The sequence below is a fragment of the Bacillus sp. B1-b2 genome, assembly GCF_009183415.1.
In the GTDB taxonomy this organism is placed as follows: domain Bacteria; phylum Bacillota; class Bacilli; order Bacillales; family Cytobacillaceae; genus Niallia.
The window spans coordinates 131,433-148,777 of the sequence record NZ_WEHU01000003.1 but is presented as its reverse complement, the minus strand read 5'-3'; the positions used below and the strand labels follow the sequence as shown (position 1 = coordinate 148,777).

16 protein-coding genes and 1 other annotated feature are annotated in these 17,345 nt (G+C 32.8%); of the genes, 15 read left to right on the top strand and 1 reads right to left on the bottom strand.

Going from position 1 to position 17,345, the window contains the following annotated elements; translation table 11 throughout:
• Positions 1–546: 546 nt before the first annotated feature.
• On the top strand, positions 547–882 hold the full coding sequence (locus F9279_RS04225; RefSeq protein WP_152111539.1) for an MmcQ/YjbR family DNA-binding protein: 336 nt from the start codon (positions 547–549) through the stop codon (positions 880–882).
• A gap of 375 nt (positions 883–1,257) precedes the next feature.
• Here F9279_RS04225 and F9279_RS04220 read toward each other — a convergent pair whose 3' ends face one another.
• Positions 1,258–2,478, bottom strand: a complete 1,221-nt coding sequence (locus F9279_RS04220; RefSeq protein ID WP_193224452.1) for an MFS transporter — start codon at positions 2,476–2,478, stop codon at positions 1,258–1,260.
• A 70-nt stretch (positions 2,479–2,548) separates the two neighbouring features.
• Positions 2,549–2,804 (bottom strand) — a binding site (T-box leader).
• A 488-nt stretch (positions 2,805–3,292) separates the two neighbouring features.
• Here F9279_RS04220 and F9279_RS04215 point away from each other — a divergent pair.
• The 14 genes from F9279_RS04215 to F9279_RS04155 all read left to right on the top strand — a co-directional run bounded on the left by F9279_RS04215 (position 3,293) and on the right by F9279_RS04155 (position 17,105).
• Positions 3,293–3,934: a DUF421 domain-containing protein gene (locus tag F9279_RS04215; RefSeq protein ID WP_152111537.1), complete on the top strand. Its 642-nt coding sequence runs from the start codon at positions 3,293–3,295 to the stop codon at positions 3,932–3,934.
• A gap of 720 nt (positions 3,935–4,654) precedes the next feature.
• Positions 4,655–5,323, top strand: coding sequence for a response regulator transcription factor (locus F9279_RS04210; protein ID WP_152111536.1), 669 nt, complete (start codon positions 4,655–4,657; stop codon positions 5,321–5,323).
• A complete protein-coding gene (locus F9279_RS04205) occupies positions 5,320–6,333 on the top strand; it encodes a sensor histidine kinase (RefSeq protein WP_152111535.1) in 1,014 nt (337 codons plus the stop codon). The genes F9279_RS04210 and F9279_RS04205 overlap by 4 nt, the downstream gene beginning before the upstream one ends.
• Before the next feature lie 310 nt (positions 6,334–6,643).
• On the top strand, positions 6,644–7,060 hold the full coding sequence (locus F9279_RS04200; protein ID WP_152111534.1) for a hypothetical protein: 417 nt from the start codon (positions 6,644–6,646) through the stop codon (positions 7,058–7,060).
• 54 nt (positions 7,061–7,114) lie between these two features.
• A complete protein-coding gene (locus F9279_RS04195; RefSeq protein ID WP_152111533.1) occupies positions 7,115–7,882 on the top strand; it encodes an ABC transporter ATP-binding protein in 768 nt (255 codons plus the stop codon).
• Positions 7,872–9,881: an ABC transporter permease gene (locus F9279_RS04190; protein WP_152111532.1), complete on the top strand. Its 2,010-nt coding sequence runs from the start codon at positions 7,872–7,874 to the stop codon at positions 9,879–9,881. Before F9279_RS04195 ends, F9279_RS04190 begins: the two co-directional genes overlap by 11 nt.
• Positions 9,882–10,132: 251 nt before the next feature.
• Positions 10,133–10,543, top strand: coding sequence for a hypothetical protein (locus F9279_RS24970; protein ID WP_226793206.1), 411 nt, complete (start codon positions 10,133–10,135; stop codon positions 10,541–10,543).
• A 351-nt stretch (positions 10,544–10,894) separates the two neighbouring features.
• Positions 10,895–11,041 carry a sulfurtransferase TusA family protein gene (locus tag F9279_RS24965; protein ID WP_193224454.1) on the top strand — a complete coding sequence of 49 codons (147 nt, stop codon included), beginning with the start codon at positions 10,895–10,897 and terminating at the stop codon, positions 11,039–11,041.
• A gap of 174 nt (positions 11,042–11,215) precedes the next feature.
• The gene (locus F9279_RS04180; RefSeq protein ID WP_152111531.1) at positions 11,216–12,007 is read left to right on the top strand and encodes a sugar phosphate isomerase/epimerase family protein; all 792 of its coding nucleotides are present in this window, start codon (positions 11,216–11,218) and stop codon (positions 12,005–12,007) included.
• 15 nt (positions 12,008–12,022) lie between these two features.
• Complete coding sequence (locus tag F9279_RS04175) at positions 12,023–13,099, top strand: Gfo/Idh/MocA family protein (RefSeq protein ID WP_152111530.1); 1,077 nt, start codon at positions 12,023–12,025, stop codon at positions 13,097–13,099.
• 74 nt (positions 13,100–13,173) lie between these two features.
• The gene (locus tag F9279_RS04170) at positions 13,174–14,220 is read left to right on the top strand and encodes a Gfo/Idh/MocA family protein (protein ID WP_152111529.1); all 1,047 of its coding nucleotides are present in this window, start codon (positions 13,174–13,176) and stop codon (positions 14,218–14,220) included.
• Positions 14,221–14,305: 85 nt separating this feature from the next.
• Positions 14,306–14,773 (top strand): methylglyoxal synthase, encoded by a 468-nt coding sequence (mgsA, locus tag F9279_RS04165; protein WP_152111528.1) that lies wholly within the window; start codon positions 14,306–14,308, stop codon positions 14,771–14,773.
• A 251-nt stretch (positions 14,774–15,024) separates the two neighbouring features.
• Positions 15,025–15,930: a sugar phosphate isomerase/epimerase family protein gene (locus F9279_RS04160; protein WP_152111527.1), complete on the top strand. Its 906-nt coding sequence runs from the start codon at positions 15,025–15,027 to the stop codon at positions 15,928–15,930.
• Positions 15,931–15,974: 44 nt separating this feature from the next.
• Positions 15,975–17,105 carry a Gfo/Idh/MocA family protein gene (locus tag F9279_RS04155; RefSeq protein ID WP_152111526.1) on the top strand — a complete coding sequence of 377 codons (1,131 nt, stop codon included), beginning with the start codon at positions 15,975–15,977 and terminating at the stop codon, positions 17,103–17,105.
• Positions 17,106–17,345: the final 240 nt, after the last annotated feature.

The window sequence follows — 17,345 nt, the reverse complement described above, 5'->3', positions numbered from 1 at the left end:
ATCCTCTTGCAAATAGAACTAGAAGGACAAGATCTACAGGGAGATTAGGAACGAATTGAATAGATGAGGAGAAGGAATATACACCATTTGTTAAGGCTGTAATACAGAAGTTATTGGAGCATATTTGTTTGCTAAATCAAACTGTTTATTCCAGTAAAATACCTTCAGATAAGTACTTGCTGCGACAACTGGAATATAAATTGTTGTATTTTCCGCTGTTGGAAGTACAAGCTACTTCAACACCATCAAACCTTCCCTTTTTTATGCCCTATTTTATAGGGTGTTTCTTTTATTCTAAGTTCTCCCTAGGTAGACCTTTAAAATTTATGAATATATAACAGGAAAAAATTCATATAGAGTAGAAATCTTCATGATTATTACAACGTGGAGCATTTTTTATTTGTCAGAAATTCAGAGGAGAACTGTGAGCGAGAGCCTTCTTATGGTAAAAACGGGGCAAGTTAGTGCAATACAGTGTTGAGAGGTTATAATTAGGATGCAACTTTATTAAAAAACTAGCAAGTTATCTTGGAGAAGAGGTTAACAATGGAAAATAGAGAGGGAGCTATCAGTTACTGTTTGGGGATGGGTAATACATATGAAGATTATCCATTTCGTGATAAGAATTGGACGTTAATGCGACATATAGATAACAAGAAAGTGTTTGCGTGGATATTTGGAAAAGATGGCCATATTTGGATTAATGTGAAATGTGAACCCGGTTTTTTGGATTATTGGCGTCAGATATACAATTCGGTAGTTCCGGCATTTCATCTTAATAAGGACCATTGGAATTCGATAATTCTTGACGGCACTGTTCCAAAGGAAGACATTTACGAAATGATAAAACAAAGCTATATGTTAACTAAAAAAATTAAATAGAACAGTTACTTTCAATAAGTAAAGGCATTGATTCAGTAGAAAAGGATTAATATTTTTTTCTGCAGAACTTATTATGATTGTCTAATAATCTACTTAAAGTAGCGGGAGCTTTCCTTAAATTAAAGGAAGACATTTTCTTATGTCGCTAACGGGGCAGCATTCCTGTAATAACTGTATTTTGTTGCTTATAGTAGAAACAGGGCGTTTAATTGAATAAGAAATTGGCCTATAGATAACTGTTATGGATTGAAAAATTAGTTCAGATTGCCAACAAAAAGGCCTTGAGAATGATTACATTCTCAAGGCCATTCGTATTTTTGATATATTCAAAGTCTTATTTTAAGCATAGGTACTGTCGAGTAATTGTGTCCTGTATTATTTCTCAGAATAAAATTTTGCTTTCGAGGGCTGTGTATTAAAGATAAATAATATAATTGTTACTGTAAACATAATTAAGCTTCCTAATAGGATAACAGACTGAATGGATATCATTTCAGCCATGATTCCAAAAAGTATCGTCAAAATGATGGTGAAAAAAGCTTCAATGAATCCGTATACACTACCAACCCTTCCCATTACATGGACAGGAACATTATTTTGGTAAAAAGTGTCAAATCCTGTGTTAAGAAAAGCCATCGAAAAGGAAAGAATAAAAAACCCAATTGCTGCTATCAAAAAATTGTCTGAAAATGCATAGATTATATAACCGATAGAGACCAATAATGATCCAAGACCAATCAGCCAAGAGGTAGCAACCTTTTTAACAGTTATTATGTTTACTAATGCTCCAACAATTATCCCAACACCAGCAATACTCACGAGGAATCCATAGTTTCTCTCTGATAATAAAAGCACTTCTGTAGAAAACGCTGCTTCCAATGAATCTACAGCAGTTGCCAAAACCATCACTGTACTGAAGAGGAAATAAATGACCATAATATACAGGTGTTTACGACTAAAATCAACAACTAATTTCCAATCTTCTCGCAATACCTTCAAGGATAGTTTTTCGTCTTCTGTTTCAACAAAATCATTTCTTTCAATATTTGGCATGAAGAGAGTGATTAATGCTGATAAAAAAAGGGCTATTGCATTAATATATATGGCGAAATTAGGAGTTCCAATCATAAACATCATTCCTGCAACTGCAGGACCTATAACAAACGCTCCAGAATCAATTAAACTTCGAAGAGAATTAAATCGTTTTCTTTGATCATGAGGAATTAACTTTGTAATGTACGGTACAGATGTTGGTTCATAGATGGAACTAGCTACACTAATTAAAAAAACGATTCCATATATTGCTGAAAGAGACGAAAGTGAAGGCAGTAAGGCAATAAACACTGCTTGGAATATGTTTAGCCACACCATAAGATGCTTTTTATTTAATCGATCAATTAAACTACCCGACCAAAAGTTTGTAAATAATGCAGATAAAGCCCTTAATATATATAAACCTGAAACAGCAAGTACACCCATCCTATCAAGTACGATTATATTTAGTGCTATAAAATATACCCATTCTCCAATGCTGGAAATACCAATACTGGATAATAAGATAGAAGGGTATTTCCACGAATTTACTAACTTTTTTATACGCAACTTTATTTCCTCCTTGAAAATGCAAAATTTGAAAATAAAAAAAACTCACCCCAAGATTTTTAGTCTTGAGGACGAGTTGTTGCGCGCCGTGGTGCCACCTCAGTTTGACAATATGTCACCATATTATCCTTTTTAGGTACGGTATGAAGACCATACTTATACCCTAGCTCAATAACAGGAGCACCTGTCACACCATCACCCATATGGATCCAATGTGCCGCTCAGAGGCTTGCTTCCAACCAGTATTCTTACTCCTTTCCACCAACAGGAGCTCTCTTTGAAGAATTGCATGATTGTACTCTTCTCTTCCTAGCATTTATTTGTTTTTGGCATTTTATTGTAATAAACAATACCAAACCTTTCGGAGGTTGTAAATAATTTTTTGAATAATCATTGTTTTAGATTTTTTCGATATGAAAATTAGTAAAATGAATTAAAAAATACAGCGGTGTCCTTGGATTGAGTTTGTAGAAATTATTCAAAAGGGTTTGTGGTAGAAGAAATAATAGATTTTATGATAAAGATCATATTTAATGATTCCATTAAAGGTGCCATTATTCTTAAGTAAGAAGGTGCCTTCTATTATAGAGCGAATTGCAAAAGACTATTTTAAATAATTCTCCTAATAAAAGTATATAAAAACCTAGATTTAAAGATAGTCTAAATAGCGTTCGTTAGATAAATATGGATTATAATCAGATTTTTCTCTTGAATGAAACTAATGAGAATAGATATGTCTTAAATGGATAATAAAGGGTAATATGGGGAAGATATCATTAATTCTTTTTAGTCGAATGGTGGTTATTATATGGAATGGGATTATATATGGAAAGCAATATTGGTTGTTATTGCAGGAACAGTACTTTTAAGAATTGCAGTTAGGAAGACAATTTCACAAATGACATTGGCTGAAACAGTTATAATGATTGGAATTGGATCTTTATTAATTCAACCCGTAGCAGGAAAAAATATTTGGACAACCATTTTGGTTGGTGGTGTTCTGGTCGGAACATTATTAGTAATGGAATTTTTACAAATAAAGTCCAATACCTTTGAGAAATTGATTACAGGTAAAGCAAAGGTGGTCATTGATAATGGTACTTTAAATGAAACAAATTTGAAAAAACTTAGGTTAACAGTGGACCAGCTTGAAATGAAACTTAGACAAAATAGTGTATCTAAAATAAGTGACGTAAAATGGGCAACGTTAGAACCAAATGAGCAATTAGGTTTTGAGTTAAAACAGGCTGCTCAACCTGTAACGAAAAAGGATTTCGAGGATTTCAAACAAACAATAATAAATGTAATACCGAGCAATTCCCAACTATCTCATATAAACGAAATATTAAACTCGATAAATAAAAAGTATGAGGTCGAAAGTCAAGAGGATATATTCGCAGAAGTTCAGAATAAAGTACATAAAAACGTCACACCAAAGCATTTACAGTAATCTAAATAGTGAGCTATAGTAAAATAAATGAGGAGCTATTTTTATAGATTTTTCACATTGTTAATATTTCAAAATTTTTTTGACATGGGGTTAACTTTGCTTAAAGTAAAAGCTCCACAAAAACGCATTACTCATTAGTAAAATAGCTTCTCTCAGTATTGTATATTATGAAATAAACTCCTTCAGATTTGAAGGAGTTTTTTGCTTTTTAGTTGTTGTTTTTTTACTAACCGATAATGTTCTAAAAAAGTCGGTTACTGAAAGAAAGACTAACCTCCAAAACATTTTGGTTAATTGTAATTGCTTCTACTGTTGGGGTTTTTATTCCATTTTTTATAGGAGAAATTCTTTTTTAACTCTTCAACTATCAGGTGCTTTTCCTTAATAAAAAGTCCATCTATTTTCGTTAAAGAACCATATTAAAGCTGTGTCTAAAATCTGAATATGCTTGGATCTTGTGGCACTGCTTTTTTGTTTGTCCTTGTCTATTTACCTTTTGTGTAACTAAAAGGGTGTCATCAAATAACAGAGATACGGGTGATTAACATACATTTGTTTGTTATAAATTATTAATCATGGTATAAGTGTAAAAGAATCCTAATATTGGAGTTATATTTTTGACTGAGCATTACACCTAGTATAGCTGATGTTTTTCCTAGAAAAAATATTCCAATGAAAAGGTAGTTAGGTATTCACAAATTTTACAAAGGAAGTGAGCCTATGTCAAAAATAGTTATTATAGAAGACACCGAAAAGATAAGAGAGGAACTTAAAACCTTTTTAATCAGATATGGATATGACGCTGTTGCGCCAACAAATTTTGAAAATATTATTAATGATACTCTAAGGGAAGAACCTAATCTAATTCTTTTAGATATTAACTTGCCCATATTTGATGGATACTATATCTGCAGAGAAATAAGAAAAATCTCAGATGTGCCTATAATAGTAGTTACTAGCAGGGATAACGAGATGGACGAACTTATGAGTATGAATTTAGGTGCTGATGATTTTATTACTAAACCATATAATACACAAATTCTTTTGGTAAGAATTGAAACTATATTAAGAAGAGTTCTAGGGTCCAGCATTCGAGATACACTTGTTTATAATGATTTAATGCTTAATTTATCCAACGGTTCTGTTACATATAAAGGAAAAATAGCAGAACTGACTAAAAATGAGATTAAAATACTTTCTTGCTTATATAAAAATAAAGGAAAGATTGTGTCAAGGGACGATTTAATGGACTTTATGTGGAACGCTGATGTTTTTGTAGATGATAATAACTTATCTGTTAATGTTACAAGATTGAGAAAAAAACTTGAAGGGTTAGGTATGAAGAAAAACATAGAAACAAGACGTGGATTAGGATATATCCTTCCATGAGTATAAAAGAGTATTTAAAAGACAGAACTATATTCCTGCTGATCAATTTTACATTATTCATCATCATATGTGGCATAATGCTGCTGATTAATATTAACAGCAAATTAATTTTTCTGATTTTCTGTATTTGGTTCTTTCCCATACTTGCTTATATAATTATAGAATATGTTAAACAGAAAATATTCTATAACGAGTTATACAGTATTATGGATAATTTGGATAAAAAGTATCTGTTGTCTGAAATTATGAAAAAACCAGAGAATATAGAAGGCAAGCTTTTATATGATGTATTGCGCCAGGCAAATAAAGATATGCATGAACATGTAAAGAATTATAGAGATAGAGAAAATGAGTATAGAGAATATATAGAAACATGGGTACATGAGATAAAGACTCCGATTGCATCAACTCGATTAATAATAGAAAATAATCAAAACAACATTACTCGAAATATTAAAGATGAAGTGAAAAAAATTGAAGAATATATAGAACAAGTCCTATATTATTCAAGAAGTAATAATGTCAGCAAGGATTATCTTATTAAAGAGGTCTCTTTAGCTGATCTTGTCAGAAGTGTAATAAAGAGAAATTCGAGAGACTTTATAACCAAAGGCATTATTATTGATATGGAAGCTGTAGAAGGCACGGTGTATAGTGACGCGAAATGGCTGGAGTTTATAGTCAACCAATTGATCGGAAATGCTATTAAATACAACAGGGAACGTGACGCAAAGGTAACAATCAGTACGATTAGAAATGAAAACAATATCGTACTTACCATAGAGGATAATGGCATCGGTATTATAGATAAGGATATAAATAGAGTTTTTGAAAAAGGATTTACTGGAGAGAATGGGAGAAAGTTTGGAACATCTACCGGCATAGGGCTTTATTTGTGCAAAAAGCTAACAGAGCAGCTTGGTTTAGGGCTTACCTTGACTTCAAAAATTGGCGAAGGAACAAAGGCTATTATAATTTTTCCTCTAGGAAGTATCAACTTAATGCACTAATTTAGTTTATGCTAACGGTTTATAGCTATTGCCTTGCGGTAGCTATAAACCGTTTTTTTATTTATCCTGCATTAACGGGCAGTGAGCTACCCCAAGGCTTATGGGAATCCTCAAGCATTAGCGCAAAATCAATTGTCACCAAAGTGCGTTGGTTCAACTAACAATCATTGGAGGATGAGGATCACCATTAATTAAAGTTTCTCTTTATAATCTTGCAAAAATGTAACTTTAATAAAATATAAACAAATATTTCTTCCTAATGTCTAATGATAAGATGCATATAGGTAATAAATTGGAGGAGGAATTAGAATTGAAAAAAGCATTAATTACAATACTGGGACTATTTCTTTTAGGTATGGGAGTTTACTTTGGGTATGAATATGTAACGGAACCAAAAATTGTAGATGGTGTTATGTCAAAATCTGTCGATGACAAGGGGAAACCTTTAGAGGTAAGCACTTCGTTTGCACCAGAGGATACGATTTATTTTTCTGCAAAGAGGAACCGATTCTGGATTAAAAATGCACAGGTCGTATGGTACAAAGGCGAAATTGCCTCAGAAAACAGGTTTTTAGTTGAGGAAGAAGTAACTATTAACAAAGCAAAATATTTCTCAGCCAAACTAACAATCCCAGAAGGTCTTGAAGAAGGTCATTACGGTGTCACTATTTATGTAAAGGGATCAGAAATTATCGAAACAAAAGCCGAATTTGATGTAAAAAAATAGATGGTATATAGGTACAAATTTGAGTCAAATAATATAAAATCGTGGAGGGAAAGTATGCAAAATATATTAAACGTTGAAAAAATTGAAAAATATTACGGCAATAAAGGCAATATTACAAAAGCTATTGACAATATAAGCTTCAAGGTAAATGAGGGAGAGTTTTTAGGAATTATGGGCCCTTCAGGCAGCGGCAAGACGACTCTGTTGAATTGTATTTCAACAATTGATAATGTAACAACAGGCAAAATTGTCATAAATAACAAAGATATTACGGTTCTTAAGGCAAAAGCTTTGGAAAAATTTAGACGTGACGAGTTAGGATTTATATTCCAAGATTTTAACCTTCTTGACACACTTACTGCATATGAAAATATAGCTCTAGCCCTAACAATACAAAATAGGGAAATTAAAGAAATAGATAACCTGATTAAAGAGGTTGCGAAAAAACTTGAAATTACCGAAATACTTAGCAAATATCCCTATCAAATGTCTGGGGGACAAAAGCAAAGAGTCGCATCTGCCAGGGCGATCGTTACTGAGCCTTCTCTTATTTTAGCGGATGAGCCAACCGGTGCTTTAGATTCAAAATCCTCAAGATTGCTCTTGGATTCTTTTGAAAAGTTGAATAAGGAGTATCATTCGACGATACTGATGGTTACCCATGACTCCTTTACCGCAAGCTATGCCAATAGAATCTTGTTTATTAAAGATGGCAGAATTTTCAATGAACTTATACGTGGAAATGATACGAGAAAGGAATTCTTCAATAAAATAATTGAAGTTGTTACTTTACTTGGAGGCGATGTCAGCAATGTTCTCTAAAATAGCAATTAACAATGTAAAAAGAAGCTTTAGGGATTATTCCATCTATTTCCTTACACTGACCCTTGCAGTATGTATATTTTACAGTTTCAATTCGATTGAATCCCAGAATTCAATATTAGAAATGAATAAAGATGCTGACTTTATGTTAACCCTAAATAAACTTATAGCGGGAACATCCGTATTTGTATCTTTTGTTCTCGGTGGCCTAATCATTTACGCAAATAAATTCTTGATAAAAAAGCGAAAAAAAGAATTAGGTATATATATGACATTAGGAATGTCAAAAAGTAAAATTTCAAAAATCTTGATTTTTGAAACCCTTTTAATTGGTGTGCTGTCCCTTGTGGCAGGAATCATACTCGGAATTGTTGTATCACAAGGTCTTTCGATCCTTGTGGCAAACATCTTGTCGGTTGATTTAAACAAATATAAGTTTATTATTTCATTAAATGCTGTTATTAAATCAGTTGTTTACTTTGGAATAATCTATCTTCTAGTGATGATCTTCAATCAGTTTACTATTTCAAAATACAAACTGATCGACATGCTAAATGCTGCAAAGAAAAATGAAGAAGTTAAACTTAAAAATGCTTTTGTATCAGTGCTTATATTTATTTTAGCTGTGGGGTTATTAGGAACTGCTTATACTAGAATATTAGAAACTGGTTTACGTGCTGAAGACTCTGAACTGCTCATCACTGTACTGATGGGAGTTATTGGAACACTGTTATTCTTTTTCAGTCTCTCTAGCTTCTTTATCCATGTTGTGCAAAAGATCAAAAGGATATATCTTAAGGATATAAATATATTTATATTAAGACAGCTAAACAACAAGATTAATACGAACTTTCTCTCCATGACTCTAATATGCCTTATGCTTACTTTAACGATTACACTTTTATTCACTGCGTTTGATTTGAAAGGAACGATTGATAGAAATTCAGCGGGAAGTAAAGCTTTTGATGCTTCAGCGTTTCTCATTGTTGATAATGAAAACGAAGACCCAAAGGTGAATGATATAGAAGAATATTTAAAAGAAATAAACTTTCATTTCGAAACTTATGAGAAGCATTCCTTTTATAGTGAATACAAACTTAATCTTACTGTAGAGGACCTGTTATCAAAGTATTTAAGTAGTCAGGAGCTAATTGATTTAGAGCAAAATTATTTAGATGGAGCTATATCGGCGATAAAAAAATCGGATTATAATTCAATCCTTAAACTTAAGGGACAAGAGGCTATAGATTTAAAGGAGAATGAAGTCTTAGTTGTATCCAATTACGGTCGGGTGAATAATGCTCTGCCTGAATATATGAAAAATGAAGATATCATCCATATAGAGGACAAAGCATACACTATTAAGAATGAATCCCCTATAGAGGAGAATATAAAGAGCACAGGAGGTGATGAATTTTTCTATCTCATCATTCCTGATAACTTTAATGGTGGCCTACAATTAGAGTTCACAAGTTTTAATGTGATATATGATGAGAATTACTCTGAGAAATCGGAAGAGAAATTTTCTAACTTATTTACTGATTTTTTGACAGACAAATATAGAGATATCTCTCCATCTTTAGTTATCGGAAAAACAAAGGACCAAATAAGCGATAGAGAAAATGGTACAGCAGCATTAATTGTATTTCTTGGTCTATTTTTAGGTCTCATATTTATAATAACTAGCGCAGCAGTTATGGCATTGCAACAATTATCTGATGCTAGTGATAGCTTGGAACGATATAAGTCTTTAAAGAAAATCGGTGTTCCTGAAAAATTAATAAACAAAGCAATACTAAAACAAAGCTTAATCTATTTCTTGGTGCCCTTAGGCCTTGCTATTATTCATTCAATAGTTGGAATAAGAGCAGTCAGTGAAATTTTTAGCTTCCACTACCAAAGCATAATAGTAAGTTCTTTCTTCCTTGTAATCATATATGGTGCATATTTTTATGCAACGTACGTTGGAGTTAAGAATATAGTTAAAAATAACCATTAATTATAATGAATTATTGATTAGTGAACTAAAAAGGATGCTTGGTTAGAAATTAGCCAAGCATTTTTCATAAACCGATAAGCAACTATGGGGTGGCACATAAGCTCAGGACATATTGGTATGTGGGAGCATAGCCTAAAAATAATCAATGTTATGAAAATTTAGTGAAGGCTTGAATTGATTTATGATTTTATTGTATAACCACTACTCCACAGTACATCGATACTTTCAAGGTATAGTGTCAACAAAATGAGGTGAGGAAAATCGTTACTATCTTAAAGAGAAAAATTTTAACTGCTATTCTTAGTAGTTTGTTATTCGCATTGATCTTTTCAGTACTTGGTGGCTTCGAAGTGAACCGATATTTCAATTTATATTTCAATTTATATTATTTAAATTTTATAATTGTAATTACATACGGAATACTTGCTTCCTTTTTTAGTGACTGGCTTAGTAAGAAAATGGTTAAAGGAGTTTATCCCCGTGAAAGTGTCTCCTTCTTATTACACTGCGGCTGTGGAGCAGTATTACAGTTCTTTGGTCTAGGTTCTGCTATCTTCTTCTTTATTATTGATCGTTTATTAGGTAGGGTGAAGATTGGATGGTTGTCAATAATCATAGCATTATCAATCGTGGTGCTAGTATTTGTGATTTTAATTAATTAGTGGGCAACAAGCACTGTCGTTACAATTCGGGCTCCACATCGAATAAGCATTACACAAATGAGATATGTCTTCAAAAACGATTTCCAAAAAGATAGGAATAGATAAGTTCATTCGCCCACAACAATTTAAGAAATTCTTTTAAGTGCTGCTGACTTGATGCAGCATTTTTTATTGAGTTAAAAGGGTTAATTCAAGTAAAGAAATTCAAACTGGTCCATTTGAAATTTTATTTCCCAACTAAGAATACTATCTACTCAAGAAGTGGTCGTGCCACACAATTTCGAAGGAAAGTAGAATAAATTATTTTTAATTTCAAAAATACCCAGTTGGGTATAAATGTGGAGGTTTAAAATGAAAAACTTAAAAGCAATTATGAATTTAGATGCAAAAGGCTTAGCATGTCCAATGCCCATTGTTAAAACCAAAAAAGAGTTCGGGTACTATATATCAATATCAAAGATATCTATAAGTAAGCTATGGCTGACTAAAAGAGATTAAAAATTACCTGTTAATTTTTAATCTCTTTTGTTTTTGGAAGAAACATTTTGAATAAAAAACGAATTAACTTAGTTAAGAAGATGAGAGAAAGTAAGAGAAAATAAATCTAAAATAAGAGTATAAAGTTCTTAATAGTGATGAAATATTTTTATTTAGAAGAAAGAAGGAGTTTGTATGAAACTTGGTATAATTGCAAAACCATTGGAAGAGAATTTTCAAAAAGCGAAAACGATGGGATTAGATTTTATAGAACTATGTGTAAATGAAGGAGACAATGTAGAAAAATTCTATGAAAATAGACGGTGTTTACGGAAATGGAAAGAGGAATATGTTGTTGAAATAGGGTCTATTGGTAGATGGAAATCACATCGTATTAATCAATCAGGAGAAGTAATAAAAGAGGAATTAGAGAATTGTTTTAAGCTCATAGATGTTGCGAGTGAATTAGGGTGTAACAATTTTGTAGCTGGTTGCAATTATATAGAAGAGTTATCTTACTATGCAAATTGTTGTGCAGCTATTGAGTTTTATTCACGTCTGATTGAGTATGGAAAGCCTAAAGGTGTGAAGATTTCTTCTGTAAATTGTAGAAAAGAAAATTTTGTTCATCATGCCAAAGCATGGGAAATGATTCATGGACATTTAGCAGATTTAGGAATCAAATATGATCCGTCCCATAGTTACTATGATGGTGGTGATTACTTACAAGAAACACTTGATTGGGGACATAGATTTGAACATGTTCACTTAAAAGGTTCTTTAATGGTGAATGGAGTAAGAGTGGATGACCCACCTGCTGGACTTGATCAAACAGACTGGGCATCTTTTGTTTCTCTTCTTCGACTGAAAGGCTATACAGGTGGACTAAGTATAGAGCCGCATTCGACAGTTTATAAGGGAGAGTTGGAACGAAAAGGTACATTGTACACAATCAATTATATGAATCAAATCTTATTAAGAGATTAAGAGGAGAGATCTAGGATGCTTAGAAAATTAAGATATGGATTGATTGGTGCAGGAAATAATGCGGTAAAGAAGCATCTAAGTAATTACGCACAGTTAAGTAATGTAGATCTTGTGGCAATTAGTGATATTAACATAGAACAAGCAGAGAAGGTAGCTGAAAAATTTAATATTGGAAAAGTATATAAGAACTACCAAGATATGATAAATGAAGAGAGATTAGATATTGTTAGTGTTACAACGCCAAATTCCCTTCATGCAGAAATCACGATTTATGCCCTTCGCCATGGAGTAAATGTTCATTGTGAAAAACCGCTTGCTATCAACTCTTTAGAAGCACAAAGAATCGTTGATGCTAAAAATGCATCAGGGAAATTAGTAATGGTTGGATTAAACAATCGATTTACAAATGCTGCTATTTATTTAAAGAACTTAATTGATACAGGTTACTTCGGATCTATTTACAAAATTAATACAGGCTGGGTGAGACGTAGTGGAATTCCGGGAAGAGGAACTTGGTTTACAAACAAAGAGGTTGCAGGTGGCGGCGTATTAATAGACCTTGGTGCCCATTATCTGGATTTAGCGCTATATTTTATGGGAATGCCTGAACCAAAGTATATTACAGGTGCAACTTATCAGAATTTCGCTCATACCACTACAAGAAATCGTAATGGTTATAAAGGGAAACCCAATGGAATCTTCAATGTGGAGGATAGCGCAACTGGTTTCCTGGGCCTAGAAAATGGTTCTACTGTTCATTTCGAATTTAGTTGGGCTTCAAATAGGGAAGAAGAACGTACTTTTGTTGAGGTTTTAGGAACAAAAGGTGGAGCAAACCTTGTCAATGGAAAGCTGAAAATTCAATCAGAGTTACTAGATACTTGTGTAGACGTAATACCAGTTTTAAATGACAATATAAAATTTTTAAGTGAGTTTGAACATTTTATCCATGCTATTGAAAATAACAAAGATGTACTAGCTCCTGCTGAACATGGATTGTATCTCATGAATATCATTGATACTTTCTATCAAGCAGCTGAAAGCCAAGAACCAGTATTTTTCAATAAAAATATAGTAAGGCTATTATCTTAAAATAACTAGTAGGTTCATAGTGAGAATAATAAATAGAGGATGAAATGAACGATATAAAAGGAGAGATATAGTCTATGAAAATCAAATTGGGTGTAATCGGCTTTGGAGGTATGGGAAAATGGCATGCTCAAAATGCTCCTAGAGCAGGTGTCGAGATAGTTGCTGTTTGTGACATTGAGGAAAAAAAACAAACAGAAGCCATTGAAATGGGGTTTAAATTATACAAAACAGCTGAAGAACTAGTGACTGACCCAGAAATTAATACAGTTATCTTAACAGTACCTAACCACTTGCATAAAGAAATGTGCGTATTATCAGCAAGAGCAGGTAAGCATGTGATTACTGAAAAGCCAGCTGCATTAAATGTACAAGAGTTAGATGAAATGGATCATTCTTGTAAAGAAGCGGGGGTATTTTTTACTTGTCATCAAAATAGAAGATGGGATAAAGATATGCTACTAGTAAAGAAAGCATTTGAAGAAGAGATGCTTGGTAATATCTTCACCATTGAATCTAAGCTACATTCAGGAAACGGCTATATGCATGAATGGCATATTTATAAAAAATATGGCGGAGGTATGATATATGATTGGGGCGTACATCTAATTGACCAGATATTATTTATGATGCCAACTGCAAAAGTTACATCCATTTATGCAGATGTTAAAAATGTACTACATGAAGAAGTAGATGACTACTTCAAAATTATGATGAAAATGGATAATGGGATTACCGCACATATAGAATTATCCACTTATATATTAAACTATCAACCAAGATGGCTAGTAGGCGGAGATAAAGGTACCATGATTGTCAAATCCTTCGCATGTGACGGCGATATTTATAGAACAGGAAAAATGTTAGAAAAACTTCCACCACAGATTACGGAAACAGAAGCTGGTCCCACAAGACAATTTGCACCAGTTCCCCCTGGAGGCATTGTAACAGAGCCACTTCCAGTCATTCATTCTGATTGGACAGATTTCTATAGAAATTTTGATGATGTGATTAATGGAAAAGCGGAAGTATTAGTCAAAATCCCTGAAGTAAGAAAAGTATTATCATTAATGGAAGCAGTAAGAAAGTCTTCGCAAACAGGAGAAGCAATTTTGTTTGAGTAAATTGACGTTTTAAATTTCGTTCATTATATATGTCAAAGTATTATTTATTTTAATTTTCACAAGTTAAGTGCTGGGAGGGATTATCGTGAATATAGCCATGATTGCACATGATAGCCAAAAGAAAGAGATGGTGAATTTTACCTTTGCATATAAACATTTTTTACAGAATCATAGTCTAATTTCTACAAAAACAACTGGTGAGCAAATCAGAGAAAAAACAAAATTAAATGTAAAATGTGTTCTACCTGGTCCGCTAGGAGGCTATCAGGAAATTGGAGGACTAGTAGGGAGAAATGAAATAGATATGATTATATTTTTCCGGGATCCGTTAACAGCCAAAGCACATGAACCAGACATAAATGAGCTTCAAAGACTTTCAGATGTGTTTAAAATACCGATGGCTACAAATATGGGTACTGCTGAAATACTAGTGAAATCCTTAAATGATGGCAATATGGAATGGCGAAACATAGTTCAAGAAGACCGTAATAGAGAATTGGTAAAGCAAGAAGCTTTACTAAGAGGGATTCAACTACTAATGAATGGTAGATAATTTTTATAGATATAGATGCTACAGGCACAACAACGGGTTATTTTATTAAGGGAAATGGATGGGGAAAATAGAAAGATTAATAATAAATAGGTTATTCTTAATCTATCAAACAATTAAAAAAGTAATATGAAAAAAATGGTGAAAATACCTTTGATTAAAAGACAATTATGAAAATGGCACCATATTTTATTACATGTAAACTATTATTGTAAGCGGTTAAATATAGTTCCTATAAGAAGGAGTGATACTAAATGAAGATAGGTTTTAATAGTGCCATTTTAGATGGATGTACATTTGAAGAAGTAATTGATTATGCATCTGAGAACGGTTTTACATGTGTAGAATTATGTGCATGGCCGAAAGGGAAGGCTCTTAGAAAGTATGCTGGTATTACTCATATTGATGTAGAACAATTAGATGTTAATTATGTAAAAAATTATACAGAAGAAAAAGGAGTGAAAATCTCAGCTATTGCTTATTATCCAAATGCTTTAGATGCAGATAAAGAGAAAAGTAATTATTATGTAGAGCATATAAAAAAATGTATTGAAGCAGCAAAAATATTAGATGTAAATATGGTTACTACTTTTATTGGAAGGGACCAAAACAAGACAATTGATGAAAATTTGCAAATAATGACTAAAGTGTGGAAGCCAATTGTTGATTATGCAGAAGAATTGGGTGTAAAGATCGCAATAGAAAATTGTCCTATGTTATTTACAAATGATGAATGGCCAGGTGGACAAAATTTAATGACAACACCAGCTACTTTCCGTAAAGTGTTTGAATTAATTCCTAATAAGAATTTTGGTTTAAATTACGATCCATCTCACTTTGTATGGCAACAGATTGATTATATTAAACCTATTTATGAGTTCAAAGAAAGAATCTTTCATATTCATTTTAAAGATATTAAAGTCTACAAAGAACGTTTAGATGATGTGGGGATCATGGCAACTCCACTTCAGTATATCTCACCAAAACTACCAGGCCTTGGGGATGTAAATTGGGGCAAATATGTTTCTGCATTAACGGATATTGGTTATTTCGGATATGCAGTTATTGAAGTAGAAGATAAAGCATTTGAAGAATCACTTAAATCTAGAAAAGATTCTATAAAAATCAGCAAAAACTACTTAAGTCAATTTCTAGTCTAATAGTTATTAATCATCATATAAAATAAAAATAGGAGTGAAGAACAATGTCTAAATTAAGAATTGGTATTATCGGTTGCGGTGGAATTGCAAATAACAAACATTTTCCTGCATTATCTCATTTTAAAAACGAGTGTGAGATGGTGGCATTCTGTGATGTGGTCGAAGAAAGAGCGTTAAAAGCGGCGAAAGAATTTGGATCAGATGATGCAAAAGTATACACAGACTACAATGAATTATTAAAAGATCACTCTATTGATATAGTGCATGTATGTACACCAAACGTATCCCATAGCCCCATTACCGTGGCTGCATTTGAAGCGGGTAAGCATGTTTTATGTGAGAAACCTATGGCACATAATACAGAAGCTGCTCAAAAGATGGTAGAGGCATGGAAAAAGTCTGGAAAGAAATTCACTGTTGGCTATCAAAACCGCTTCAGAGAAGAAGTACAAGCATTACACCAATCTTGTGAAAAAGAAGAATTAGGAGAAATCTACTTTGCAAAAGCACATGCCGTACGTCGTCGTGCTGTGCCAACATGGGGCGTATTCCCAGATAAATCACAACAAGGCGGGGGTCCACTAATTGATATCGGAACTCATGCACTGGATATAACTTTATGGATGATGGATAACTACAAGCCAGTATCCGTAACAGGGTCTGTATTTCATAAATTAGGAAACTTACCAGAAGGGCCAGAAGGAAACTTATTTGGACCATGGGATCCTGAAACATTTGAAGTAGAAGATTCAGCATTTGGCTATATCAAAATGGAAGATGGTTCTACTATTTTCTTAGAATCTTCATGGGCATTAAACACATTAGATGCGAAAGAAGCAGCAACTACTCTTTGTGGAACAAAAGGGGGAGCACAAATTATCTCCGGAATGGGTCAAAAAGAGAAAGAATTAATTTTTAACAGAGCGCACAACAATATGTTAGTAGAACAGAAGAAATCGCCTGTCGGAAATATTGCCTATTTTGAAGGTGGAGCAAATTCTCCAGAAGTGTTAGAAGCAAAGCAATGGCTAGAAGCAGTAAAAGAAGATAAAGAACCATTAGTAAAGCCAGAGCAAGCATTTGTCGTAACACAAATTTTAGATGCCATCTATCAATCTGCAGAAATTGGTAAGGAAGTTGTTTTTAAACAAGAATTAGAAGAAGTAAAAGCATAATAATCAGGCATATAATGGGTCAGTTCTATAAGTCCTATTTAGTAAAAAGGAGAAAGCTATTACACTAATGTTTCTCCTTTTTCGTTTTATTTACAATTTAATTAATTAATTCTTTAGTATGGCGCGTTCCTATATTACAATATATATATGAAGTATATAAGGTTAATTTTTACAGCATTAGTCATTCTTAGAAAAGATTCTAATCTTAAAAGGGTTAAAACTGATGAATGATTATTTTTT